At 58.9% G+C, this 23,612-nt stretch carries 21 protein-coding genes; 8 read left to right on the plus strand and 13 right to left on the minus strand.

The features are described 5' to 3' along the window. Positions 1-3: 3 nt before the first annotated feature. A complete protein-coding gene (locus RWL87_RS02335) occupies positions 4-1,650 on the plus strand; it encodes a phospholipid carrier-dependent glycosyltransferase (protein WP_313968772.1) in 1,647 nt (548 codons plus the stop codon). A gap of 136 nt (positions 1,651-1,786) precedes the next feature. On the opposite strand, the gene RWL87_RS02340 is transcribed toward RWL87_RS02335, so the two are convergent. From RWL87_RS02340 to RWL87_RS02350, 3 genes are all read right to left on the minus strand, one after another. Continuing rightward, entirely contained in the window at positions 1,787-3,118 is a 1,332-nt protein-coding gene (locus RWL87_RS02340; RefSeq protein WP_313968773.1) for a DUF1461 domain-containing protein, read from the minus strand. Positions 3,119-3,265: 147 nt separating this feature from the next. Next, entirely contained in the window at positions 3,266-3,493 is a 228-nt protein-coding gene (locus RWL87_RS02345) for a DUF3499 family protein (protein WP_049355007.1), read from the minus strand. Positions 3,494-3,513: 20 nt separating this feature from the next. Continuing rightward, entirely contained in the window at positions 3,514-3,930 is a 417-nt protein-coding gene (locus tag RWL87_RS02350; RefSeq protein WP_049355006.1) for a WhiB family transcriptional regulator, read from the minus strand. A gap of 650 nt (positions 3,931-4,580) precedes the next feature. Between RWL87_RS02350 and RWL87_RS02355 the strand changes: the two genes are divergently transcribed. After that, entirely contained in the window at positions 4,581-5,381 is an 801-nt protein-coding gene (locus tag RWL87_RS02355; protein ID WP_313968774.1) for a TIGR03089 family protein, read from the plus strand. 110 nt (positions 5,382-5,491) lie between these two features. On the opposite strand, the gene RWL87_RS02360 is transcribed toward RWL87_RS02355, so the two are convergent. Then, on the minus strand, positions 5,492-6,109 hold the full coding sequence (locus RWL87_RS02360; protein ID WP_070634169.1) for a GtrA family protein: 618 nt from the start codon (positions 6,107-6,109) through the stop codon (positions 5,492-5,494). 428 nt (positions 6,110-6,537) lie between these two features. Here RWL87_RS02360 and RWL87_RS02365 point away from each other — a divergent pair, with 428 nt between their 5' ends. The 3 genes from RWL87_RS02365 to RWL87_RS02375 all read left to right on the plus strand — a co-directional run bounded on the left by RWL87_RS02365 (position 6,538) and on the right by RWL87_RS02375 (position 9,427). Continuing rightward, entirely contained in the window at positions 6,538-7,668 is a 1,131-nt protein-coding gene (locus RWL87_RS02365) for a 5-(carboxyamino)imidazole ribonucleotide synthase (RefSeq protein ID WP_399534109.1), read from the plus strand. A gap of 99 nt (positions 7,669-7,767) precedes the next feature. After that, the gene (purE, locus tag RWL87_RS02370) at positions 7,768-8,406 is read left to right on the plus strand and encodes a 5-(carboxyamino)imidazole ribonucleotide mutase (protein WP_296545522.1); all 639 of its coding nucleotides are present in this window, start codon (positions 7,768-7,770) and stop codon (positions 8,404-8,406) included. Between the two features lie 19 nt (positions 8,407-8,425). After that, complete coding sequence (locus RWL87_RS02375) at positions 8,426-9,427, plus strand: peptidoglycan bridge formation glycyltransferase FemA/FemB family protein (protein ID WP_313968775.1); 1,002 nt, start codon at positions 8,426-8,428, stop codon at positions 9,425-9,427. Between the two features lie 182 nt (positions 9,428-9,609). Here RWL87_RS02375 and glpX read toward each other — a convergent pair whose 3' ends face one another. Then, positions 9,610-10,617, minus strand: a complete 1,008-nt coding sequence (glpX, locus tag RWL87_RS02380) for a class II fructose-bisphosphatase (RefSeq protein WP_049327916.1) — start codon at positions 10,615-10,617, stop codon at positions 9,610-9,612. Between the two features lie 417 nt (positions 10,618-11,034). On the opposite strand from glpX, the gene RWL87_RS02385 reads away from it, so the two are divergent. Next, a complete protein-coding gene (locus tag RWL87_RS02385) occupies positions 11,035-11,754 on the plus strand; it encodes a carbonic anhydrase (RefSeq protein ID WP_311448600.1) in 720 nt (239 codons plus the stop codon). Positions 11,755-11,978: 224 nt separating this feature from the next. Further along, the gene (locus tag RWL87_RS02390) at positions 11,979-13,385 is read left to right on the plus strand and encodes a class II fumarate hydratase (RefSeq protein WP_049338717.1); all 1,407 of its coding nucleotides are present in this window, start codon (positions 11,979-11,981) and stop codon (positions 13,383-13,385) included. Positions 13,386-13,517: 132 nt separating this feature from the next. Here the strand turns inward: RWL87_RS02390 and RWL87_RS02395 are convergent, their stop codons facing one another. The 5 genes from RWL87_RS02395 to mca form a co-directional block, all read right to left on the minus strand. Beyond that, complete coding sequence (locus tag RWL87_RS02395; RefSeq protein WP_313968776.1) at positions 13,518-14,735, minus strand: MFS transporter; 1,218 nt, start codon at positions 14,733-14,735, stop codon at positions 13,518-13,520. 467 nt (positions 14,736-15,202) lie between these two features. Beyond that, positions 15,203-15,709: an NUDIX domain-containing protein gene (locus RWL87_RS02400; protein ID WP_313968777.1), complete on the minus strand. Its 507-nt coding sequence runs from the start codon at positions 15,707-15,709 to the stop codon at positions 15,203-15,205. Between the two features lie 127 nt (positions 15,710-15,836). Beyond that, positions 15,837-16,364 carry a prepilin peptidase gene (locus RWL87_RS02405; protein WP_313968778.1) on the minus strand — a complete coding sequence of 176 codons (528 nt, stop codon included), beginning with the start codon at positions 16,362-16,364 and terminating at the stop codon, positions 15,837-15,839. A 102-nt stretch (positions 16,365-16,466) separates the two neighbouring features. Beyond that, positions 16,467-17,276 carry a polyprenyl diphosphate synthase gene (gene uppS, locus RWL87_RS02410; RefSeq protein ID WP_313968779.1) on the minus strand — a complete coding sequence of 270 codons (810 nt, stop codon included), beginning with the start codon at positions 17,274-17,276 and terminating at the stop codon, positions 16,467-16,469. 279 nt (positions 17,277-17,555) lie between these two features. Then, positions 17,556-18,527, minus strand: coding sequence for a mycothiol conjugate amidase Mca (gene mca / locus RWL87_RS02415; RefSeq protein WP_313968780.1), 972 nt, complete (start codon positions 18,525-18,527; stop codon positions 17,556-17,558). A 432-nt stretch (positions 18,528-18,959) separates the two neighbouring features. On the opposite strand from mca, the gene greA reads away from it, so the two are divergent. Continuing rightward, the gene (gene greA / locus RWL87_RS02420; RefSeq protein ID WP_044150727.1) at positions 18,960-19,457 is read left to right on the plus strand and encodes a transcription elongation factor GreA; all 498 of its coding nucleotides are present in this window, start codon (positions 18,960-18,962) and stop codon (positions 19,455-19,457) included. Positions 19,458-19,628: 171 nt separating this feature from the next. On the opposite strand, the gene ilvA is transcribed toward greA, so the two are convergent. From ilvA to RWL87_RS02435, 3 genes are all read right to left on the minus strand, one after another. Then, positions 19,629-20,882 (minus strand): threonine ammonia-lyase, encoded by a 1,254-nt coding sequence (gene ilvA, locus RWL87_RS02425; RefSeq protein ID WP_049341524.1) that lies wholly within the window; start codon positions 20,880-20,882, stop codon positions 19,629-19,631. A gap of 233 nt (positions 20,883-21,115) precedes the next feature. After that, a complete protein-coding gene (locus RWL87_RS02430; RefSeq protein ID WP_070594009.1) occupies positions 21,116-22,390 on the minus strand; it encodes an AI-2E family transporter in 1,275 nt (424 codons plus the stop codon). Between the two features lie 172 nt (positions 22,391-22,562). Then, positions 22,563-23,561, minus strand: coding sequence for a Bax inhibitor-1/YccA family protein (locus tag RWL87_RS02435; RefSeq protein ID WP_313968781.1), 999 nt, complete (start codon positions 23,559-23,561; stop codon positions 22,563-22,565). Positions 23,562-23,612 lie beyond the last annotated feature (51 nt).

Below are 23,612 nucleotides of genomic sequence, written 5' to 3' on the forward strand. Positions count from 1 at the left end.
GAGGTGAAGATACCTAAGCTACTTTCTCCCGCATCTGTCGCTCCGGCTGGTTCGGCTGGTTCGGCCCGTTCTTCGTTTGAACGTGGTCGTTACAGCCTCGATTCTCTGCTGGATGCGCTCGCTGTTGCCTATATTCGTGCCCCGCGTTGGGGCTGGCTGGCGCCCGCACTGATTGTGCTGGTTGCCGGTATTCTGCGTTTTTATAATTTGGCGCATCCGAATGCCATTGTTTTTGATGAGACCTACTACGCCAAGGATGCCTACTCGTATGTGCATTACGGCTATGAGTTGAGCTGGTCGAAGGACGCTAATGCGTCTTTTGCGGCGGGTCATCCGTCGGGTCTGTTGACGGATTCGCCGGAGTATGTGGTGCATCCGCCGTTGGGTAAGTGGATGATTGCCGCGGGCATGGCAATTTTTGGTGATAACAATCCCTTTGGTTGGCGTGTTTCTGCTGCGGTGATTGGCACCCTGTCGGTGGCGTTGATTGCGTATGCTGGCTGGTTGCTGTTCCGTTCGATGACGGTGGCGACTATTGCAGCTCTGCTGGCTGCGGTAGATGGCCTAATGCTGGTGGAGTCTCGTTTGGCTCTGCTGGATATCTTCCAGATGTTCTGGATTCTGGCGACTTTTGTGTGCCTGGTGCTTGACCGTGTTCAGGCGCGGCGCGTGTTGGCGCGCCATATTGCGGAGGCGGCACGTCAGAATAGCGGTGTGCTTCCGCCGATGCCGTGGGGCCCGAGCATGGGTCTGCGCCTGTGGCGTTTTGCTGCCGGTGTGTGTGCCGGTGCCGCGGTGGGCGTGAAGTGGAATTCGCTGTTCTTTATTGCGGCGATGGGTCTGCTAACGGTGTTCTGGGATATTAATGCTCGCCGTATTGTGGGTCTGAACAAGTGGGGTTTGACGGCGCTGGTACGTGATGGCATCCCCGCGTTCTTCCAGATGATTGGTGTGGGTCTGCTGGTGTACCTGAGCACCTGGGCGGGCTGGTTCCAGTCGTCGAATGCGTATTTCCGCCGTTGGGCTGTTGAGAACCCGGGCAAGGGCGTCATGTGGCTTCCTGAGGATCTGCGTTCCTTGTGGGAGTATCATGTGTCGGCGTTTAAGTTCCATTCTGGTTTGAGCAGCCCGCACACGTATTCTTCGCAGGCGTGGCAGTGGCTGGTTTTGGGCCGCCCAACCTCGTACTACTATGAGTCGCCGAAGCTGGGCTCTTCGGGTTGTACCGTGAAGTCCTGTTCCGAGGCTATTTTGAATATCGGTAACCCGGCGATTTGGTGGGCTTTTATTCCGGCGATTATTGTGGCGCTTCTGGTTCTGTTGTTGAAGCGTGATTGGCGTTTTGGCGCGTTGCTGGTTGTGTTCGGTGCGGGCTATTTCCCGTGGTTTATGTACCCGACTCGCACGATGTTCTACTTCTACGCGCTGTCCTTTGAACCGTTCCTGATTCTGCTGTTGGCAGGTACTTTAGGTCTGGCGCTGTCGGGTGCTCGCGGTTCGGTGTTGCGTGCTCGTTTGGGCGTGACGCTGGTGGCGATTTACCTGGTGGGCGTGCTCATGTTGAGTGCGTACTTTATGCCGCTGTGGACTGCTCAGGTGATTCCGTATGAGCAGTGGTATTCGCATATGTGGTTTAAGTCCTGGATTTAGGCTCGGATGATGCAAGCCGGGTGATACGTGCTTGGGTATAGCGAAGGGGGCTGGGCTCTACCGTATGGGTAGATGCCCAGCCCCCTTTGTTGTGCCCTCAGCGCTCTAACGTGGGGAGCGAGAAGGCTTATGGAATTTAGTTCTCGCCGACTCGTGCGGAGGCGAGCTTGACGCGCAGTTCCTGACGTTCCTGGCGGCGGCGTTCTGCCTTGAGCTTGCGGTATTTGGTGGGCCAGGTGGTCACGAGCAGGAGGGTAATCTGCGCTGCCACGAGGACCGCCACGGCGATTGCCGCGTCGATCCAGAACTGCGGCGGGTAGAGGCGGATTAGGGAGCTTCGCACGGAGAACTCCCAGTTGCCCTGCGGGAAGAATACCTGGTGGAAGGTGGTGAACAGCCATTCCCAGCCGAAGACGCCCACAACACCGAGTGCCACGATGAGTCCCAGGGTAATCCAGGTGCCGGCGAAGAGGCTACGGCGAATGGTTCCGGGGGCACGCTCACGCAGGGAGATGCTGCTGAAGAGCGTCACCAAGAAGAGCGCGGCAACGGCAACGGTGGCGATGAGCAGTACCCATTTCACGTCGTGCATGTGGTTCACTTCTGCCTCGGTGAAGGCGAGGGTGTTGTCGGCGCCGGTGGTGACGCGGGCGAGGTATTCTCGCGGCGCGAAGTTGTTGATGTAGTCCACACCGTAGGAGCCCAGGCGCATCCTCTCGATGAGGTAGTAGCCGTAGCTGTCTTCGGGGAATCCGGGGCGGTGGTATTCGAGCCAGAGGAAGGGCGCGGAAGCAACGGCACGAATCGCGATCATGAGTACGGTCAGCGGTACGGTGAGCGCGATGAGGGTTGCTCGGAGCTTGAGGAAGCGCGGGGTGTCTTCCACAGCGTCTTCGCGTGCCGCGGCGCGTTCAGCGGCCTCGGGTGAGGCAGCCAGGGAGGACAGCGGTGCGTTGGGGTCTGCAACTGCCTGGGTGTGGCCGGTACGGGTGGTTTCGGTGCGGTACTTGCGTCCGGCGGTGGAGGCGCTTGCCGCCTCCGCGGTAGCGACGGGTTCTGCTTCAGCGGCTTTTTCGGCTTCTGCTGCTGCGGCTTCTGCTTCGGCGGCGCGCTGCATGGTTTCGCGGTTGAGGTCGCTGAGGGTCGGGTTTTTGGGGGTGCTCTGCGAGTCGCGGACGAGGGGCACGAAGCCGGTGGAGACGTTGGTGCGGGTGCGCACGCGGGTGCCGACGCCCTGCTCACGAAGTTTGCTGCGTGCCGGGACGACGGGTACGGAGCCGGTGGGCAGGTCGGGTTCTTCAGCGACGGTGGGTACGTCTGCTGCGATGCGGCCGAATGCGCCGGTGTGCGGCGCCGGTTCACTGGTGACGGTCTCTGCGCGGCGGGCCTTGAGAAGTTCTTCGGCGCTATTGCTGCGGATGGCCGGGCGCAGTGCGCCCCACATTCCTCGGTGTGTTTCTTTGCTCATTGATCTCGCGTTCTTCTTCGAGTGAATGGTGTTTGAGTGAGTTGCGGGTGTCTGTACTATCTGCCAGTTTCTCATACGCAAAGAACCTTCCGTGTGAATTCACGGAAGGTTCTTTGCATTCGGGTGTTTAAATCTTGGGTTCGAATTCTAGGATTCGGTGGTGTCCGCACCCTGGACGGGTACCTTGTAGACCACTCGCCAACCCTGCGGTGCCGTCAGTCGTGCGGCGTGGTCGTCGCAGAGGTCGTAGGCGTGGGGTTCGCGAAATTCAGAGAGCGCGTCAATGAGTGCCGTGGAATCTGCGTAGGAGTAGTGGAGAGTAACAGTCGCCTCTCGCTGGCAGGTTTGGCGGGAGCACAGTCGTGCGGTCTGCATGTAGATGGTACCTTCCTGGCTTAGCTCGCCTGCTTGCGCAGTCGGCGGCGTTCACGTTCTGACAGCCCGCCCCAGATTCCGAAGCGCTCGTCATTGTCCATTGCATATTGTAGACATTCTTCGCGCACGGGGCATACACTGCATACCCTTTTGGCGTCTCGGGTGGATCCGCCTTTTTCGGGAAAGAAGGCTTCGGGGTCGGTTTGGGCGCAGAGTGCTTCAGCTTGCCAGGCGAGTTCTCCGTCTTCGCCTTCGGTTCCGTAGAGTCCTGCGGCTGCGGTCCATACGTCGGTGCAGGCAGGCATGTTTCGTTCTGCGTCTGCGAGAAAGGCGTCGGTGGCTTTTTCGAGAGATTGAGTGGGATTCATGCTACGGTGCTGAGCGCCTGATGCGCGCGCGGCCGCGATGGAGCGGTCCGATGCAATGTAGGAGCCCATGGGTTTTCCTTCCGTGTTCTCATTGTGAGCTTAATGAGTCTGCGGATCCGTCGTGGACGGAATCTTAGTGTGTATGGTGTGGCATGGTTCGCTTTGGCCTCTACGGTCCCTCCAAGGCAAACACGCTTATATATCTATTAGACGTGCGACACGCCGTTTCGTCAAACTAGACTTAAACAATATTTAGATGTATGTGTTAGGGGCGTCATATTTAATGTAAATTTGACCTTTATATATTTTCCCACGCACCACTTACCCTCGCTCACACCTAAGGGACACCCAGGTTTTCCCTTCTCCAGGAGTGGTTTCCATCGCCCGCAAATTCCGCATCCTGACTGCAAATATAAGGGTTCATGACGACCATCCCACACGCCCCATCTCGAGTACAGGGAAAGATTCTAATAATTAGATAAGAAAAACTTATCTTTTTCACCATGCGGTTTCTGAATATTTTCGAGGCATTGCGAACCATTTACATTTCCAATTTATATTTATGCCACATTCCAAAATGAGACATTAGGGCTGTCAAACATTTTGAGCCATTAGATTTTTTAAGGCATCCTTAGGCGTTTTTACTTTACCCCTGTATCTTTTACTCCCGCGTCGGCTTCTCCACGCGCCCCACCACACGGTGCGGTAGAGTGAAACCCATGGTTACTCTCTCCCCCACCGGCGCCTCCGTGCCCACAACTCTGAACCGCTTCTTTGAGAAGCTCAGCAGCCAGCAGACTCCCGCCCTCATCTGGTATTCGGTAAATGGCGAGCGCATCGAGCTCTCCGGCAGGGTCCTCATGAATTGGGTTGATAAGAGCGCAAACCTGCTGGTTGAAGAATGCGAACTGGAGCCTGGTGAGGACTTTGACCTTCAGGTTCCCCTGCACTGGCGCACTATTGTTCTGGGCTTGGCGGCGCTGCGTGTGGGCGCTCTGCTGAACCAGGATGAGCCGTTGGTTGCCGCAGTCTGCACCGAGCAGGAGGCTGGCTACACGAACGACCCCGCGTACCTTCTGGCGGTTGATCGTGCCCCGCTGGCGCTTTCTTACACCGGTGACCTGCAGGCGCTGTCCTCCTATGCCGATGAGGTGCTCGATTATTGTGCGCTGGTGCGTAGCTTTGGCGACCAGTACTCCGGTATGCTTCCGGATGACTCGGCAGAGGTGCTTGAGGGCTTCACATACGCAGAGGCGTACGAGCAGGCGCTTGCACAGGCACAGATTTATCGCACGGCGGGTTATGCGCTGCCTTCGGGTCAGCGTGCGCTCGCGCTGGAGTTGAGCCCCGATTACGCTTTTGATGCCTCGGAGGCGACCATGAGCGCCCTGTTGGAGGTGCTGGCGATTTTGCTCTCCGGTCATGCGGTGTTTGTGGCTGACCCGAGCGTAGACTGGCAGGATGAGCAGTTGGCGTCTCTGATGGATTCCGAGCGTGCGGCGGAGATTCCCCGTAGCTAGTGAGTCTTCCACAGTTTCTAGATTTTTAAAAAACTTATCCCCCGATACAGCGTGTATCGGGGGATAAGTTTTTGGAACAAGTCTTAGCTGATGGTCGGCCTTAGGCGGGTCTAGGAGTTCTGCGAACCGGGCTTCGACTGCGCCTCGGATGCAGCCGCTTCAGAGGTTGCCTTACGTGCTGCGGGCTCTTCGCCGTCGAGAATGGCGGCAGCTTCGTCAAACATGCGGCCGAGCTCCTCGTGGTCGGTACCTTCGCCCTCTTCGACTTTCTGGCGGTGCGAACCGTACACCCAGAAGCGGTAGAGGAAGTAGCGAAGGATGGTGCCCAGGATGGTACCGATGATCGTACCGGAGATGAAGGACGCCTCGGGGGTGCGCAGGTTCAGCACGTAGGTACTGAATGCCACACAGCCGGCCTCAACGAGGATGCCGAGCAGATTGACCAAGCCGAATTCGATAGCTTCGCGCTTCCAGTTCTCGGAGCGGGAGTCGCGGAAGGTCCACAGGCGGTTCATGAGCCAGGAGAAGATGGTTGCGACAACACTTGCAACGACCTTCGCCTTAGTGTGGGACTCCGACATGATGGTCATCATCAGCACCCACACCGTCACAGAGTTTACGATGAAGGCGGCGCCGCCCACGGTACCGAATTTGAGCACCTCAATACCGTAGCTGTCCCAGAGGGATTTCAAGCGTTCGGTGAGGGTCGGTTTCGTCTGTGCGCTCATACGGGGCCTATCTAGCGGAGTTTTATCGGGAAAAAGGGGCGATATGCGACGGTGGACGCTAGTTACGCGGCGACGGTCGAATGTTTCAGCCTCTTTTACAAGCTCTTATATGTTAATACAGTCCTGCCGTCTTCTCTGTACCTCTGAGAGTTTTTCCATGGACCTCCCAGCTATCGGGATACCTCCGTTCACCTTACCGCTGATGATGTCGAAGAGGCACGCTTGAGGGCTTTACCGCGTATCCGCCGCGCTACATCGACCGCGCAAGAATCTATGCGCTGGATTGTTTTACCTCCCTGGCACTCATTCTGTGACCTTAATGTGGTCTTGCTCCCATAAGCACTCTGAAACCGGTACACTTAGGTGCTGTGACTTACCCTGTGACTGGACCCGTAATTGGCGTCATCGGCGGAGGCCAGCTGGCCCGCATGATGGCACCCGCAGCAACTAACCTTGGCCTCGACCTGCAGATTCTTGCGGAGGCGCCCACCGTCGGCGCCGTGGCAGCGGTACGTACCGCGCCCGTCGGGGACTACAAAGACCTGGACACCCTCCGCGAGTTTGCTCGCGGCAAGGATGTCATCACTTTCGACCACGAGCACGTGCCCACCGATTTTCTGCGCGCTCTCATGGCAGAGGGCGTGAACGTTCAGCCCCGCCCCGAAGCCCTGCAGTACGCCCAGGACAAGCTCCTGATGCGCCAGGCCGTTGAGCGCCTGGGTCTGCCGAACCCGCGTTGGGCTCAGGTTTCTACCCTGGACGAGCTGCTCGCCTTCGGTGATGAGATCGGCTGGCCCGTGGTGTTGAAGACCCCGCGCGGCGGCTACGACGGCAAGGGCGTTCTCGTTCTGGATTCCCCCGCCGATGCTCGCGAGCGCAGCGCCGAGTGGTTCGAGCAGCTGCCTTCCCGCACTGATTTCTCCGCCCTGCTCGCTGAGGAGAAGGTGCCCTTCACCCGTGAGCTCTCCGCGCTGGTTGCTCGCCGTGAAAGCGGCGAGGTGCGCCCCTGGCCGGTCGTTGAGACCATCCAGGTGAACTCCATCTGTGACGAGGTCATTGCCCCCGCGCAGAATCTGGACCCCGAGATTGCTGAGGCTGCCGCTTCCGCCGCCGTGACTATTGCTTCCGAGCTGGGTGTCACCGGTGTGATGGCTGCTGAGCTTTTTGAGGTGCCCGGCTCCCCCGCAGGCTTCTACATCAACGAGCTGGCGATGCGCCCGCACAATACCGGCCACTGGACCCAGGACGGTTCGGTGACCAGCCAGTTCGAGCAGCACCTGCGTGCGGTGCTTGATCTGCCGCTGGGCGATACCTCCGTGCTGGAGGGCGTTGCAGTGATGAAGAACTACCTGGGCGGCGAGAACGAAGACATTTTCGGCGTCTACCCGCTGGCGCTCTCGGCTGAGCCGCGCGCCAAGATTCACTTCTACGGCAAGGAAACCCGTCCAGGCCGCAAGATTGGTCACGTGAACATTACCGGCACGGTGGCTGAGCTTGAAGATCTGCGCCATAGCGCCGCGAATGCCGCCTCCATTTTGCGTGACGGCCGCCCCCTGTAGCCCCTGTTTTAGCCGGTGCGCGGGGTGAGTGCATCCTGCATATCCGGTACCCCCTAGTGATGGTGGTTCGCCACCGCATCCTGAAAGGATATGAGGATTATGTCTCAGTCTCCCTATGATTCCTCCCAGCCCATCGTCGGTATTGTGATGGGTTCGGATTCGGACTGGTCGGTCATGGAGGCCGCAGCCGAGGTTCTGGACGAGTTCGGCATCCCCTACGAGGCTGACGTCGTCTCGGCTCACCGCATGCCCGAGGACATGATTGAGTACGGCAAGAAGGCTCACAGCCGCGGTATCCGCGTGATTATTGCCGGTGCCGGCGGTGCCGCTCACCTGCCGGGCATGCTCGCCTCCGTCACCGCTCTGCCGGTGATTGGTGTTCCGGTGCGCCTGAAGAACCTCGAAGGCATGGACTCGCTGCTGTCGATTGTCCAGATGCCCGCCGGTGTTCCGGTGGCTACCGTGTCCATTAACGGTGCTCGCAATGCGGGTCTGCTGGCCCTGCGCATCCTGGGTTCGGGTACTGATTCTTTCGCCCGCCAGGTGCATGACGACCTGCGTCAGTTCTCTCAGGATCTGCGTCAGAGCGCTATGGACAAGGGAGCCACTCTGCGCACCCGAGTTGCCGAGGCGAAGGCAAAGGCAGCGGCCGAGCGCGAGGCGGAGGAGAGCTCCTCCGCACCCCGCCCCGTTTCTGCTCCCGAGGCTTCGTCGGAGCCCCAGGCTTACGTTCCCTAAGCTCGGATACACTAGAAGGATGAGCAATATTCTTCAGTCCGATATTTGGGCACGTTTTCAGGAATCTAATGGTCACACCGTAATTCGTAATAGCGGTAACGGCTGGTCGTACCTTGCAACCGTTGAGGGCGGCACTACCGGCCGCTACCTGTACAGCCCGTACGGACCGGTCGCCTCCAGCGCTGTGGCTTTTGATGAGGCTCTCGCGTCGTTGAAGGAAGAGGCCGCAAAGCTTCGTTGCCTGTTTGTGCGCATTGAGCCTACTGAATCCGCTATTTGGGGCGATCAGGATGCGGCTGCTTTCTTGGCTCGTCGCGGTGCGGTTCTGGCTCCTCGCCAGGTGCAGCCTTCGCACACTCAGATTATTGATCTTTCGGGCACTGAGGACGAAATCCTCAAGGGAATGAGCTCCAGTTACCGTAATCGTCATCGTAATCTCCACAAAAAGGGCGTGACCATTGAGGTGTCGACCAATCCCTCGGATATGACGATTCTCTTCGGCTTCCTCGAGGAAACCGCGGACCGTAACGGTTTTAACCGTCAGCAGGATGAGTACCTGATGCAGGTTGCTCGCGTGCTGATGCCCGCCGGTGCGGCGTCCCTGTACATTGCGAAGCTGACCGATGAGAACGGTGAGAGCACCCCGATTGCGGCGGCGTTTGTGTACGATTCGGATGACACCCGCACCTACGCGCACGCTGCGGCTTCCTTCGAGCACCGCAACCTTAGTGCAGGTGTTGTGGTGGTGACGAACTTTATCCTGGACGCTAAGCGTAAGGGTCTGAAGTACGTTGACCTCTTCGGTATTGCGCCGGAGGATCAGCCGGACCACGAGTGGGCTGGTTTCACGAAGTTCAAGAAGTCCTTCGGCGGCGAGTCGGTGGAGTACCCGGGTACCTGGGATGTTCCGGTGACCTCGCTGGGCTACCGCGCCTACACCCTGGCGTACAAGGCTCGTCCGGCTGTTCGTGATGCTGTGTCGAAGGCGAAGGCGAAGGTTCAGTCTTTCCGCTCTCGCTAACGGCTTCAGGCTCGTCCTTACTGGGGCGTATCCTGAGAACTAAAAGCTAAATATACGAGGGAGCCGCCCTCACCGAGTTCTTCGGTGGGGGGTGGCTCCCTGTGTATGTATGTGCAATGTTTGAGGAGTCTCGCTAAGACTCCTCAGCCCTTGCGGGGGCGAAGATTACTGCCCTTCGAGGATTACTGCTCTTCGGGGCTCTTGGTGTGAGAGAGAATCTCGCGCAGGCGGGAGAGGCGGTGCTCAGCCTCAACGGTACGCACGGTACCCGAGGAGGAACGCATAACCAGCGACTGGGTGGTCACAACGTTCTTGCTGTAGCGAACGCCGCGCAGCAGCTTACCGTCGGTGATACCGGTTGCGGCAAAGAAGCAGTTGTCGCTGGTGACCAGGTCGTTGGTGGTCAGCACGCGGTCGAGGTCGTGGCCGGCTTCCAGCGCCTTTTCACGCTCTGCCTCGTCGGTCGGTGCCAGGCGGCCCTGGATAACGCCACCGGTTGCCTTGATAGCGCATGCTGCGACAACGCCTTCGGGGGTGCCGCCGGTGCCGAGCATGAGGTCCACGCCGGTGTTTTCGCGGCAGGCTGCGATAGCGCCGGCGACGTCACCGTCGAGGATGATGCGGGTACGGGCACCTGCCTCGCGAATCTCCTGAATCAGCTTGGCGTGGCGGGGGCGGTCCAGCACACATACGGTCAGCTCGCTGACCTTCTTGCCCTTAGCCTTAGCGACCAGGTGCAGGTTCTGCTTGACGGGCAGGCGCAGGTCGACGAACTCTGCGGCTTCGGGGCCGGTGACCAGCTTCTCCATGTAGAACACTGCGGAGGGGTCGAACATGGTGCCGCCGTCTGCCACAGCAATCACGGAGAGGGCGTTGTCCATGCCGAGTGCGGTCAGGCGGGTACCGTCGATGGGGTCAACCGCGACGTCGAGGGAGGGACCGGAGCCGTCGCCGACGTTCTCGCCGTTGTACAGCATGGGAGCCTTGTCCTTCTCGCCTTCACCGATGACGACGGTGCCGTTGAAGTTGACGGTGGAGAGGCGGTAACGCATTGCGTCTACGGCTGCACCATCTGCGAGGTTCTTTTCACCTGCGCCGACCCAGGGGCCTGCAGCAATTGCTGCTGCTTCAGTCGCGCGGACCAGTTCCATTGCGAGGTTGCGATCGCCGTGATTGTTGTTCGTAGTCATAGACTCACCTTCGAGATTTCTGAATACACTGTCGGCTGGCTGGTTCTTTCCAGCACGAAGTCGCCGACGCAGTAGTGCTTCTTTCAGGATAGCGCGCGCAGGCTTCGTTTTTCTTGTTCTGAACGAGTTTGCGTGCGTGTTGACTTTAAGGTGAGCAGATGCGGCAAATCTGTGAGGGCTGCGTCTCGCTTCGAGGCTTCATACGCTCTGAGGCGCTGATTTTGGGTGTTGTGAAGGCGTGCCAAACTAGCTATTTTTCGCATATTTAAGGCATATTTGAGGTAGGTTCTTTCTCCGGGAGACTCCCGGCAAGGAGCTGAGCTTCAGCGCGAGCGCCTGAAGCCCCACATACCCGTTCGCAGATTCGCTGGCTCCGACGGCACGCGTTATCTGTATTTGTCCGCTAAGGAGCATCATATGGCCGGCATTCAACCGACTCCCGCAGAAGCATGGAAGCGTCTGAAGGACGGTAACCGCCGTTTTGTTGAGGGTAGCAACGAGCACCCCAACCAGGACACGATTCGCCGTACCGACCTTGCATCAGGTCAGTTCCCGTTCGCCTCGATTTTTGGTTGCGGTGACTCGCGTCTGGCGGCGGAGATTATTTTTGACCTGGGTCTGGGTGATGCGTTCGTGGTGCGTACCGCCGGCCACGTGCTGGAGAACGCTGCGCTCGGCTCGTTGGAGTACGCGGTTGAGGAGTTTGAGACCCCCATCGTGATGGTTCTCGGTCACGACTCCTGCGGTGCTGTGACCGCAGCCAGCAAGTCCCTGGAATCCGGTGAGATGCCGCACGGCTTCATCCGTAACCTGGTGCAGCACATCCTGCCTTCGGTGATGTCCCCGAAGCTGCCGGAGAACCCGGTCGTCAACGATATGGTGCGTGAGCACACCCGCCAGACCGCTATCCGCATTATTGAGCAGTCCCACATTATTTCGGATGCGGTGGTTGAGGGTAAGGTCGCCGTGATTGGTGTCTTCTACCACCTGAAGGAGGGTAAGGCGGAGCTGGTGTTCAGTTCGCAGGACCTGGCCCTGCCGGAGGAGAAGAACAGCGCGCAGAACCCGCCGACTCAGGCGCTTCCGGTGGTCGTGAAGACTCCCCCGCGCGTTGTGGTTGCCGAGAACCTGGACTAGATTTCCTCTTCTCCGCTCGTTGCGAGCCTTAGTGCGAGAACCCACACGCTCGCACTTAACAACAGATTTTTCTATGGGATATCCCCGCCACGGTAGCGTGTTCGCACATCTACCGGGGCGGGGTTTTTCTGCGCCTTCTCACGCCGCAAAATTTATGAGCGTTTTTCCTCTTTTGACACCTTTTCGAGGCGACGTAAGCCACTTTGAACGCCTATCCTAGAGGTATGGCTGAAAACATTGAATACCGCATTGAACATGACACCATGGGCGAAGTTCGCGTTCCGGCTGATGCACTCTACCGTGCACAGACCCAGCGCGCAGTCGAGAACTTCCCGATTTCGGGTCAGACCCTCGAATCCGCCCATATTCGTGCGCTTGCCCTCGTGAAGAAGGCAGCCGCGACCGCCAATGAGGAACTCAAGGTGCTCGACGCTGAGCGCGCCCAGGCTATCCGCGACGCAGCGGATCTGGTAGCAACCGGTAAGTACGACGCCCACTTCCCCATTGACGTCTTCCAGACCGGTTCCGGTACCTCCTCGAACATGAACGCGAACGAGGTTCTGGCAACCCTGGCAACCCGCTCCCTGGAGTCCAAGGGCATTGAGGTTCACCCCAATGACCACGTGAACGCATCCCAGTCCTCCAACGACGTCTTCCCCACCTCCGTGCACGTTGCTGTGACCGAGGCTCTGGTGAAGGACCTGATTCCCGCTCTCGAGGTGCTCGCTGAGTCCCTGGAGCGCAAGTCCGCAGAGTTCAAGGACGTTGTGAAGTCCGGCCGTACCCACCTGATGGACGCAACCCCCATCACCCTGGGTCAGGAGTTCTCCGGCTACGCCGCAACCGTGCGTTACGGCATTGAGCGTGTGAACGCTTCCCTGCCCCGCGTGGCTGAGGTTCCCCTGGGTGGTACCGCTGTGGGTACCGGCATCAACACCCCCGACGGCTTCTCCGCTCGCGTGATTGAGCTGCTCGCTGAGGAGACTGGCCTGCCCCTGACCGAGGCTCGTAACCACTTCGAGGCTCAGGCTAACCGTGACGGCCTGATTGAGGTTTCCGGTCAGCTGCGCACCCTGGCGTACGGCCTGATGAAGATCAGCAATGACATCCGCTGGATGGGTTCGGGCCCGAACACCGGCCTGGGCGAGCTGCACATCCCCGACCTGCAGCCCGGCTCCTCGATTATGCCCGGTAAGGTCAACCCCGTGATTTGTGAGGCTACCATCATGGTTGCCGCTCAGGTTATCGGTAACGACGCAACCATCGCTCTGTCCTCCACTAACGGCGCGTTTGAGCTGAACGTGGGTATCCCGGTGATGGCCGCTAACCTGCTGCAGTCGATCCGCCTGCTCGCTAACGTCTCCCGTGTTTCGGCTGAGAAGATGATTGACGGTCTGACCGCTAACGTTGACCGTTGCCGCTTCCTGGCTGAGGCTTCGCCGTCGACCGTGACCCCGCTGAACAAGCTGATTGGTTACGAGGCTGCTGCGAAGATCGCTAAGTACTCGGTGGCTCACAAGGTGACTGTCCGTGAGGCAGTTGTGGCGCTGGGCTACGTGGAGCGCGGCGAAGTGACTGAGGAGCAGCTGGATGCGGCTCTGGACGTCACCAAGATGCTGGGCAACTTCTAATCTCACCCGTCTGAACCTCGCATGAGGTTCGCGGCTTAACCATAGAGGGAGGGGCGACTCGCCATGACGGCGGATCGCCCCTCCCTCTGTCTGTGTTCTCTGCCCCATCATTGAGTTGGCGGCAGGTTCTCACTATTGTTCAACGATATTGAACACTTTGAACTGTTTATAGTGGACCAGCGTGTAGATGAGGCAGAGTACAGCCGGGATACTGACAACAAGCGCAGCGTTGAAGGAGCCGAGATGGTCAAGCATCAGTGCTACCGCGCCCATGGAGTACAGCGTTCCTAGTCCAAACACGGCACCGTCAAGGGAGCTGGCACGCCCCAGTAGCTCATTCGGTGTAATGCAGTCACGCAGATTGTTGGAGAAGATGAAAGCTGATGCCCATCCTACGTCCAGAATGAAGAGCAAGGCACCGAGCACTACGGGGTTATTACTGACGGTGACGAGCGGTATTCCGAGCAGGGATAGGACATTGGCGACCAGCAGCATTCCTCGTGTGTTCTCGAAAGAGAGGAAACGATCGATGATGAGTGCCGCGACAATACCGCCGATACCACTGCAGGCCATAATCATGCCTACCACTGAGGCTTCAAAAGTGAGCTCCTCATACAGGCGGTAAATAATGATGAGTGAATACGATGCTGTAGCTGCCGCCAAGAAGAACGTGTAGACAAGGATAAGTCTCTGCGGGGTGCCGGAGAACATGTATTGGATACCGTCAAACATGCGGTGAATAAACCCATGTTGTGCGGTTTCGCGTTGCTCAGTTTTAGCTTCCATCTCTACGGATGGCAACGTTGCGTATGAAATAGTTGCCGCTCCGAAAAGGAGCACCGGGACGATAAGACCGACCGTTGCGCCCGCGACAAGAACAATAAATCCTGCTGTAGGGGGCGCAATAATTGCGGATATTCCCTCGCAAATTTCACGACGTGCGTTGTACGAAAGAAGGTTTTCTCGTCCGAGAAGCTGCGGGATATATCCTGCTTCTGAGGCAGCAGCCAGCTCGGAGAAGACACCGCTCACAAATCCTAGTGCGGCGATGGCGAACCATGACAGCATATGCTGCTCAATCATCAACGCCAAGGTAAGGATGCTGAGGATGTTTACTGCCCCGGCAATCACAATCATAGTTTTTCGAGGCAGACTATCCGATAGGGTTGCTAGCGGATATGCCAAGGCGATATTGGGGATTTGCATGGCTACCGCCATTACGCCAGCCAGCCCAATTTCGCCTGTACTAGCGAGAATTGCAATGGGTAGGGCGAAGGAATATATTCCTGTACCCACCAGAGAGCCAATAAGGGCTACGTAGATTCTCCAGGGTATTTTATGTGTTGTCATGCTTTGCTCCTTCCAGGACGCTTCGAAATAGCGACCAAGAATTGCGATGAACACAATGAGCCTAGTTCACAGAAAAATGGCATGCCTTAAAAGATTTATAGGCAGGGTAAAAGGAAAGCGACCACGCTCACCAGAACATCACGTGAACGAATTTTTTCGGGTTACTCTTACGGGGCCGTCACTCCCAATGTAACCCGTGTCATATATAAAGCATCTCATGCAAACCACTCATAACTCGATACACAGACACAACTTAAGGTAAAAAAGACATAAACAAGGCAAAGCCACAGCAGAACCCTGGATTTCAACCCTTCAATCCCACAGAAAAACAGGAAGAACCACCCAATAACATGTAACAAACTGTCATAAAAATGCTGGGAGGGGCGACTCGCCATGACGGCGGGTCGCCCCTCCTTCTGTATGTGCAGGTTTAGTTCAGCGGCTTTTACTCAGCCCCAGCAGCCGGTCTAGTACTCTTCCGGCTGCACCGACTCCAAACCAAAACGGCAGTGACCGTCATAGTTCAGCGCCGCATCAATACGGTCCAGCATCCGCTCAGAAAGCAACGCACGCTCCGCCGGGTCAGACACATCCACCCAACGCACCTGCGAGGACTCCTCATCATTCACCTTCGCCTCACCAGAAACCCAGCGGCACAAGAACGTATGATCCAAGAACTGGCAGCGGTCACCATTACCGAACTGCATCGGCGGGTCAGCCTTCACCTGCGCCAACTCCAGCACCTCAATCTGCACGTTCGCCTCCTCCTGCGCCTCACGCAGGCAGGTCAATGCGGGGCTCTCCCCCGGGTCCACAATGCCCGTAATCGGGGTCCACGCCCCGTTATCGCTACGGCGCACCAGCAGCACCTTAGAATCCTGCTCACGGTACACCACAGCCGTCGCACCGGACAGCCACAGGTAATCCGAACCAATCCGCTCACGCAGCTTACGGATATAGGGAGGAGTAGGCATAACATCAACCTTTCAAAAGCCCCGGCAGTTCTACCGAGAAATAGGTGCTAGAGAGCAGAGCGAACAGCCGCGAGCCGCACAAAGAACGAGCCCACCACCAAGCCGGACGGTCACCCTACTTCGGAATCTACCACAGAGAATACGCCGGGGCAGCCAACGCCACCAGCGCACCCAGAAGCATAAACGGACCGAAGGCAATGCGGGTGCTACCGCGCGCCTTCGTAAACAGCACCAGAGCCAAAGACACCAGACCACCGGCAAGAAACGTCACCAGCGACGCCCAGCCCAGGTTCGCCCAGGACAGGTACCCGAGCACACCGCCCAGGATGCCGGCAAGCTTCACATCCCCGCGGCCCAGCGCACCGAAGGACAGAATACGCAGAAGCCCGTAACAGAACCACAGCACCAGGCCGGCACCAATCACGCGCCAAATATCGGCGGGGCGGCCCGCAAAAAGCAAAGACACCGGCAGAGCCGTATAGGTGGCAATAGCCAAAGGGATCAGGATGCGGTGCGGCAGGCGGTGCTCCCGCACGTCAATACGCCACAGCCGCAGGGCACACCACAGGAAATACAGCAGGTAGCTGCCGAGCACCAGCGCGGCAATAACGGAGGCGCCGCCTGCGTGGTAGAGGCGGGAAAGCTCAGCGAGCATAGAACGTCCATTCTGTAATGCTGGAGGCTGTAACGTTGGAAACTGTACTACCGGAGGCTGCCAGTCGGGAGCACAACCCGACGGCGCTAGAGCGCACAGGTTCTAGGAGCCGAAGCGGCGGGAACGGTTCGCGTAGTCCCGCAGAGCACGTAGAAAATCAACGCGCGTGAAATCCGGCCACAGGGCACGGCAGAAATAAAACTCAGAATACGCACTCTGCCAGGTCATGAAACCGGACAGGCGCTGCTCGCCCGAGGTGCGAATCAGCAGGTCCGGGTCGGGCATATCGGCGGTGTACAGGTGCGAGGAAATATCCTCAACATTCAGCTGGTCAGCCATATCCTCGAGGGAAGTACCCTTCGCAGCGGCCTCACGCAGAACCGAGCGGACCGCGTCCACAATCTCCTGGCGACCGCCATAACCGACCGCAATGTTCACGCGAACACCGGGCAGGTGCGCCGTCTGTTCAATCGCCCAGTCCAGGCGCTCGTGCAGCTGGCGAGGAATCAGGTCAATATTGCCGATGGCACGCACCGGGCCGCAGGCGGACTCCACCAGGCGCACCAGGAACGCATCAATCACAGCGACCAGACCGGTCAGTTCCTTCTCGGGGCGCTTCAGATTCTCAGTGGAAAGCATGTACAGGCTCACCTGCGGAATCGACAGCTCAGTGCACCAGGCAAGAAAATCAATAATTCGCTCCGCACCGGCGGCGTGGCCCTCACGGGTGCTCAAGCCGCGCTGAGCCGCCCAGCGACGGTTACCGTCCACCAGCACTCCGATATGTGCCGGCAGGGATTCGGGGCTCAGCGAGCGCGCCAGAGCCTGCTCATAGACGGTAGGCTCAGTGACAGTACCGGGGTTGCTGGCGTGGCCGTGCACAGTAATCACGGGCAGGGCGTTGGCGCTCATAGCTCATACCTCATTCGGCTGTCGTGGCAGATGATTCAGAGGGCTCCTAACGAAAGAGCCCAAGCTCTTATTCTACGCCGCCGCGCCGTGCCTTCGCGGCAATCGGCATCACGGTTGGGCTGAGAATCGGCTCAAAATTTGTGGCAGCAGGTAAAGGCGTAGAGGGCGCGCGAAGGGGCGGCACACCTCGCGCGCATAAGAAAAGCTGATGCCCTTCACCCACGATTCATATCGCGGGCGAAGGGCATCATTCGCTAACGTGGGGCGATACACCCCACCCTAGATAACGTAGTAGTCGCTCAGGCCCTCATCCAGGCTAGATTCGGGCAGCTGAACCTCAGCGTGCGAGGCAGCCAGCGTGTAGTCCTCCCAGGGCCAAATATCCTTCAGCTGCTCACTGGGCACCGCAAAGAACACGCCGTTCGGGTCCACCTGCGAGGCGTGCGCACGCAAAGCCTGATCTCGCTGCTCAAAGTGCTCAGTCACCAGGATGCGGGTCGTAGTCTCGTGGCGAGGCGCCTCCCCCGAGGAGGCGCGGTGCGCGAGGTTCTCAATCCAGCCGCTCAGCAGGCTCTCACCGTGCGTATCGAGCAGATGCTCGTGCAGGGCGAGGGTGCGTTCGGGGTTGAATGCGCGGTCGTAGTAGAGCTTCAGCGGGGTCCAGGGCTCGCCCTCACCCACGTAGGCTTCCGGGTCGCCTGCCTTCTCGAATGCTTCCACGGCAATCTTGTGAGTCATGATGTGGTCGGGGTGCGGGTAGCCGCCAATCTCGTCATAGGTGATGATGATGTGCGGGCGGTACTCACGCACCAGACGCACGAGCGGCGCGGCGGCACGGTCCAGGGGTATGGTGCCAAAGCTACCGAAGGGCAGAGGCGGCATCGGGTCACCCTCGGGCAGACCCGAGTCGAAGAAACCAATCCAGCGGTGCTCAATGCCCATAATCTCGCGGGCAGCCGCCATCTCGGAGCGGCGCAGACCCGGCAGGTCACGGTGCGCGCGCGGGCTGTTAGCAATCTCCTCGTTCAGGATGTCGCCGCGCTCGCCGCCGGTCATCGTCGCCACCATGAAGCGGGCACCGCGGGCAATATACGCCGACGCAGTGCCAGCGCCCTTAGAGGACTCATCATCCGGGTGAGCATGCACCGCGAGGATGCGCAGGCCAGTGTAGTCCTCCTCCAGCGGTTTGATAGAGTCCACGGGAGGGTGAGTCGGCAGGTTTGCCTTCAGCTGTTCGATGGCTTCGCTCACGGTATGTGTCCTTTAGTTGATGCGGCCAGCGCGGATGGGCGGCTGATGTGTCTGTGATTCGCGAATGCGAGCGCCACACTGCGGAAATTTTACGTGTGTAGCTTCTCGTATGATACCCAAGGACAGCGCCGGTACACTAGCGCAGATGACGCCGTGTGACATCGTGAAATGTACCGTCATATCCGCGCAATCACATGGTAACCAGCCGACAGAAACCGCCACCAGGTTCAGCTACCGGCATGCACCCCGGCGAGGATGCGCTCAGAGGGGAAGATACGACCGGCATAACAGCCGAAAATCCTCCGGTGCTCTAGAATAGGTCTGTTGATTCATTCCGTTACCGGCATCGCCGTCCCCTTTCTGAACGCGGCACGCGGTAGCGGGTTTATTCGTTTCGCACCGGCAACGCCGGCGCATAAGCAAAGGACACGCATGGCTGAAAACACCGGTGCCTGGCTCACTCAGGACGCCTTCGACCGCCTCACCCAGGAGCTGGAGTACCTCTCCGGCCCGTACCGCCAGGAAATTGTTGACCGCATCGCGCAGGCACGCGATGAGGGTGACCTCCGCGAGAACGGCGGCTACCACGCTGCACGTGACGAGCAGGCTAAGAACGAGGCACGCATCAAGCAGCTCAAGCACCTGCTGGAAACCGCGCACATCGGCGATACTCCCGCTGACGACGGCGTGGTAGAACACGGCATGGTCATCGAAGCTGAGGTTGCCGGCCGCACCCTGAAGTTCCTGCTCGGCTCCCGCGAAATTGAGGACACTCTGCCTGCAGGTAGCGACCTGAAGGTCTTCTCTGAGAAGTCCCCCCTGGGTGCCGCAATTATGGGTGCTAAGCAGGGTGACGAAGTCACCTACACCGCTCCGAACGGTAAGGAACTGAGCGCCAAGATTATCTCCGCAACCCCCTACCAGGGCTAAGAAGTTAGAGCTAAGAGACAGCGCTAGATTTAAAACAAACAGTGCGGGGTGCTGACTATAACGGTCAGCACCCCGCACTGTTTTTTGTCTGCCTGCTTGCGCCTATCTGGTTGCCTCCACCCTTCCGATTCGAGGCAACACTATAGTTCGTCGGCTAATAAATATATCGGCTTAGTAGACGATGATGGGCTTGAAACCCGCATCCTCCAGGGCAGAAATCACCTGGCGGCAATGCTCCACACCCTTGGTTTCCATGTCGATCGTAATCGACACATCGCCCATGGACAGCGAACCACCCACACGGGTGTGATCCACACCGGTCACGTTCGCATCATTCTCAGAAATAATGCGGGAAATGGTCGCCAGCTCACCCGGACGGTCAGACAGCATCATCTTCACGGTCATGTAGCGGCCAGCCGCAGACAGACCGCGCTGAATCACCTTCAGCATCAGCATCGGGTCAATATTGCCGCCGGAAAGCACGCACACGACGGTACCCAGGTCGCCGTACTCTTCCTTCAGCTTGCCGTTCATCAGCGCAGCCACGGGCACCGAACCGGCAGGCTCCACCACGAGCTTGTTACGTTCCATCAGGAAGATCAGGGCGCGAGCGATATCGTCTTCACTCACGGTCGCCACATCGTCTACCAGCTCCTTGATGATGGAGAAAGGCATCTGGCCGGGGCGACCCACCGCAATACCATCAGCAATGGTGGAAACCTTCTTTAGCGGCACCAGAGCATCCGCAGCCAGCGACAGCGGGTACGCCGCCGCGTGCTCCGCCTGAACACCAATAATCTTGATCTTCTTACCGAGCTTCTGCTCCTTCGCGCGGATAGCAGCGGACAGACCAGCCAGCAGACCGCCGCCGCCAACACCCACAATCACGGTGTCAACGTCCGGAACCTGCTCCAGGATTTCCAGACCGATGGTGCCCTGGCCGGCAATAATGTCTTCATTGTCGAAGGGGTGCACGAACACCGCGCCGGTCTCTTCGGCGTAGCGCTTCGCCTCCGCCAGAGCCTCATCCACGGTCAGGCCGTGCAGCTCAACCTCAGCGCCGTGATCGCGGGTTGCGGTAATCTTAGGCAGTGCCGCACCCAGCGGCATGTAAATGCGAGCCTTAATGCCCAGACGGTCAGCAGCCAGAGCCACACCCTGAGCGTGGTTACCTGCACTCGCCGCCACGACGCCGCGCTTCTTCTCCTCCTCGGAGAGCTTTGCCATGCGCACATACGCGCCGCGCACCTTGAACGAACCGGCGCGTTGCAGGTTCTCACACTTGAAGAACACCTCGGAACCCAGGCGCTGGCTCAGGGCACGCGAATGGGCGACCGGGGTGCGTTCAATAACGCCTTCGAGCAGCTCTGCGGCACGTTCAATATCGGTAATGGTCACGGGCAGGGAGTCGAGATCTACGCTCACGGGTTTTCCATTCTGACGGTGCGTTGTCCCGCGGGCGCGGGATGGTGATGTATTGCTCATCCCATTTTAGAGGATGGGTACAGCGAAGGGGGCTACCCGGTCGCAAGTAGCCCCCTGGCGAGACACCGCCGTAGACGGCATCGCGGCCGGCGGTATCGCCGGGACGAGTTAGCGGTGCGTTATCGAGGGTGGCGGGGTGCCCTACGCCAAAACCTCCCGCTCGATGCAGGCCCCTAGTCTTCGGAGGAGTCCGAAGCCTCGGAAGCCTGGTTCTCAGGCTCCTCAGCCTTCTGACGGCTCGGCACCCGGGAGGCCAGATTCTTGACGCTCTCCTGCCGTTCCTGGGCCTTCTCCTCAGCCTGCTCGCGGCGAGCCACCTCGTGCGGGAAGAGGAACTCCTCCTCACGAGGCGCCTCCTTCTCCCAGTCACGATTCGCCAGGTAACGCACCACCGCGTTGACCACAGCCAGAGTCGGCACGGCGAACAGAGCACCCACCGCACCAAAAATCATGGAGCCACCAGCCACCGAGAAAATAACAGCCAGCGGGTGCAGGGAGACAGCCTTACCCATAATGAGCGGCTGCAGAATGTTGGATTCGAGCTGCTGAACCAGCAGAACAATACCGAGCATAATCAGCGCCTGCACCGGGCCCAGAGCAACCAGCGCCAGCAGCACAGCCACAGCACCGGAAATGAGGGCACCAATCACCGGAACGAAGGAGCCGAGGAAGACCAGCACACCCAGCGGGATAGCCAGCGGAACACCCAGAATTGCGGCACCAATACCGATGCCGATAGCGTCAATAGCCGCCACCAGAATCTGAACGCGCACGTACGCACCCAGGGACTTCCAACCCGCGCGACCCGCACCGTTGACTGCGGCACGCGCGTCCTTCGGGAAGAGGCGAGTGACGAACAGCCAGATACGCTCACCCTCCATCAGGAAGAAGACCAGGGTAAACAGGGTCAGCAGGGTGCCGGTTGCAACCTCAGCCGCAGTCGAACCCACCTGAGACACACCGTGCAGCACGGAGCTGGGGTTATTGGTTACAGCGCTCTCCATCTGTTCCAGCAGCTGGTTCAGCTGGTCTGCACCGAACTCGTAGCCGAGGTTCTTCAGCCAACCAATCAGCTGCTGGTAGCCCTGCATCGCCTTATCCGCCATGGACACAAAACCGCGCAGAATCTGCTGACCGGTCAGCGAAATAATACCGGCGAGCACCAGAATCATACCGATTTCGGCAATAGCCGCCGCGCCACCGGCACGAACGCCCTTCTTACGCAGAAGCATCACGGCGGGGCTCAGCAGAGCCGCCAGCAGCAGAGCCACCAGAAGAGAAATAACCAGCAGGGAGACGTGCCCCAGGCCCTTCCAAAGGATCCAACCGGCACCGGCAATCATAATGATGCGCCACGCCCAAGCACCAGCAACTTCCATAGCAAAAGGCACCCGGTAGCCGCGCTCCTCCTCGGCTACATGCTCTTCTGCAACAGGTGTAATTTTCACGGTGTCTCCAACTCGTTATCGGTGTCGCGCCCGCGCGGGGCAGCTTCGGCTGCCCCAGCGGAGGCGGTATGTGGTGATGTTGTTGCGCCCCTCCCCTGCGCCTCGATACATCGGGGAAGTAAAGCGGCAAAGGCGGCGGCACCATCACGGTACCGCCGCCTCATAACGAGCTTTAGTCGTTGCTAAAGATGCTTGCCAGGTACATGAGAACACGCAGGATCTCAACGTACAGCCAGACCAGAGAAGCGGTCAGGCCGAAAGCAAGGCGCCAGGACTCACGCTCGGGCAGGCCCGCCTCCACAGCCTCGGAGGTGGTGGTGAAGTCCAGCAGCAGCGAGTAGGTTGCCAGCGCAACAGCGAACAGACCAACAACCAGACCCAGCGGAATACCGCCGATGGAGAAGCTGTTCAGCGAGGAACCGAAGATACCCGCACCCAGGATCGAGATGAGGCCGTACGCCAGGTAACCAATAGCGCCGATCATGAAAATCTTGTTGAGCTTAGGAGTTGCGCGCAGCTTGCCGTTCGCGAACAGAGCCAGGGTGGTACCTGCCACCACGAAGGTTGCCAAAACAGCCTGAACTGCCACGCCGGGGTAGCGCATATCCACAACAGCGGACAGGCCACCGAGCAGCAGACCTTCCATGAGCGCGTAGGTCATGACCAGAATCGGGGAAACCTTCTTCTTGAAGGAGTTCACCAGACCCAGGACCAGACCGCCAACCATGCCCAGGAGCAGCAGCACCGGTGCATACCATGCAACGGCGGCACCGACAGCGACCAGGCCCAGGTTGATGCCGGTCTTAACCAAGACATCGTTCATGGTCAGGCGCTCACCGGCGGGAATGGGCTCCGAGTAGGTGGGAGCCGCTACGCCGTAGTCAGCCTCACCGTACGGCTGACCGTACTGTGCCTGCTGACCATACTGTGCCTGCTGGTCATACTGGGGCTGGCCGTACTGCTGACCATAGGGCTGCTGGCCGTAGGCGTTCTGGCCGTAGCCCGGCTGCTGACCGTACTGACCGTAGGCCTGCTGGCCGTAGCCCGGCTGCTGACCGTACGCCTGCTGGTTATTCGGCTGAGCCTGCGCACCAGCACCAAAGCGACCGAAGCGAGAGTCGCCCTGAGTAACGTTCTTCGTCATTGAATTCAGAAGCGGATTTCCCGCCATCATGCTCTCCTTAAACGGGTACAAAACTAATTCTGTTAATTCTATCAGATA

It is taken from the genome of uncultured Rothia sp. (assembly GCF_963555405.1).
Taxonomy (GTDB): domain Bacteria; phylum Actinomycetota; class Actinomycetes; order Actinomycetales; family Micrococcaceae; genus Rothia.

Excerpts from the sequence above, each read along its gene's own strand:
- RWL87_RS02340 (WP_313968773.1), bottom strand. The coding sequence starts at position 3,118 with ATGAGCAAAGAAACACACCGAGGAATGTGGGGCGCACTGCGCCCGGCC.
- RWL87_RS02345 (WP_049355007.1), bottom strand. The coding sequence starts at position 3,493 with ATGCAGACCGCACGACTGTGCTCCCGCCAAACCTGCCAGCGAGAGGCG.
- RWL87_RS02350 (WP_049355006.1), bottom strand. The coding sequence starts at position 3,930 with ATGGGCTCCTACATTGCATCGGACCGCTCCATCGCGGCCGCGCGCGCA.
- RWL87_RS02355 (WP_313968774.1), top strand. The coding sequence starts at position 4,581 with ATGGTTACTCTCTCCCCCACCGGCGCCTCCGTGCCCACAACTCTGAAC.
- RWL87_RS02360 (WP_070634169.1), bottom strand. The coding sequence starts at position 6,109 with ATGAGCGCACAGACGAAACCGACCCTCACCGAACGCTTGAAATCCCTC.
- RWL87_RS02365 (WP_399534109.1), top strand. The coding sequence starts at position 6,538 with ATGATGGCACCCGCAGCAACTAACCTTGGCCTCGACCTGCAGATTCTT.
- purE (WP_296545522.1), top strand. The coding sequence starts at position 7,768 with ATGTCTCAGTCTCCCTATGATTCCTCCCAGCCCATCGTCGGTATTGTG.
- RWL87_RS02375 (WP_313968775.1), top strand. The coding sequence starts at position 8,426 with ATGAGCAATATTCTTCAGTCCGATATTTGGGCACGTTTTCAGGAATCT.
- glpX (WP_049327916.1), bottom strand. The coding sequence starts at position 10,617 with ATGACTACGAACAACAATCACGGCGATCGCAACCTCGCAATGGAACTG.
- RWL87_RS02385 (WP_311448600.1), top strand. The coding sequence starts at position 11,035 with ATGGCCGGCATTCAACCGACTCCCGCAGAAGCATGGAAGCGTCTGAAG.
- RWL87_RS02390 (WP_049338717.1), top strand. The coding sequence starts at position 11,979 with ATGGCTGAAAACATTGAATACCGCATTGAACATGACACCATGGGCGAA.
- RWL87_RS02395 (WP_313968776.1), bottom strand. The coding sequence starts at position 14,735 with ATGACAACACATAAAATACCCTGGAGAATCTACGTAGCCCTTATTGGC.
- RWL87_RS02400 (WP_313968777.1), bottom strand. The coding sequence starts at position 15,709 with ATGCCTACTCCTCCCTATATCCGTAAGCTGCGTGAGCGGATTGGTTCG.
- RWL87_RS02405 (WP_313968778.1), bottom strand. The coding sequence starts at position 16,364 with ATGCTCGCTGAGCTTTCCCGCCTCTACCACGCAGGCGGCGCCTCCGTT.
- uppS (WP_313968779.1), bottom strand. The coding sequence starts at position 17,276 with ATGAGCGCCAACGCCCTGCCCGTGATTACTGTGCACGGCCACGCCAGC.
- greA (WP_044150727.1), top strand. The coding sequence starts at position 18,960 with ATGGCTGAAAACACCGGTGCCTGGCTCACTCAGGACGCCTTCGACCGC.
- RWL87_RS02435 (WP_313968781.1), bottom strand. The coding sequence starts at position 23,561 with ATGGCGGGAAATCCGCTTCTGAATTCAATGACGAAGAACGTTACTCAG.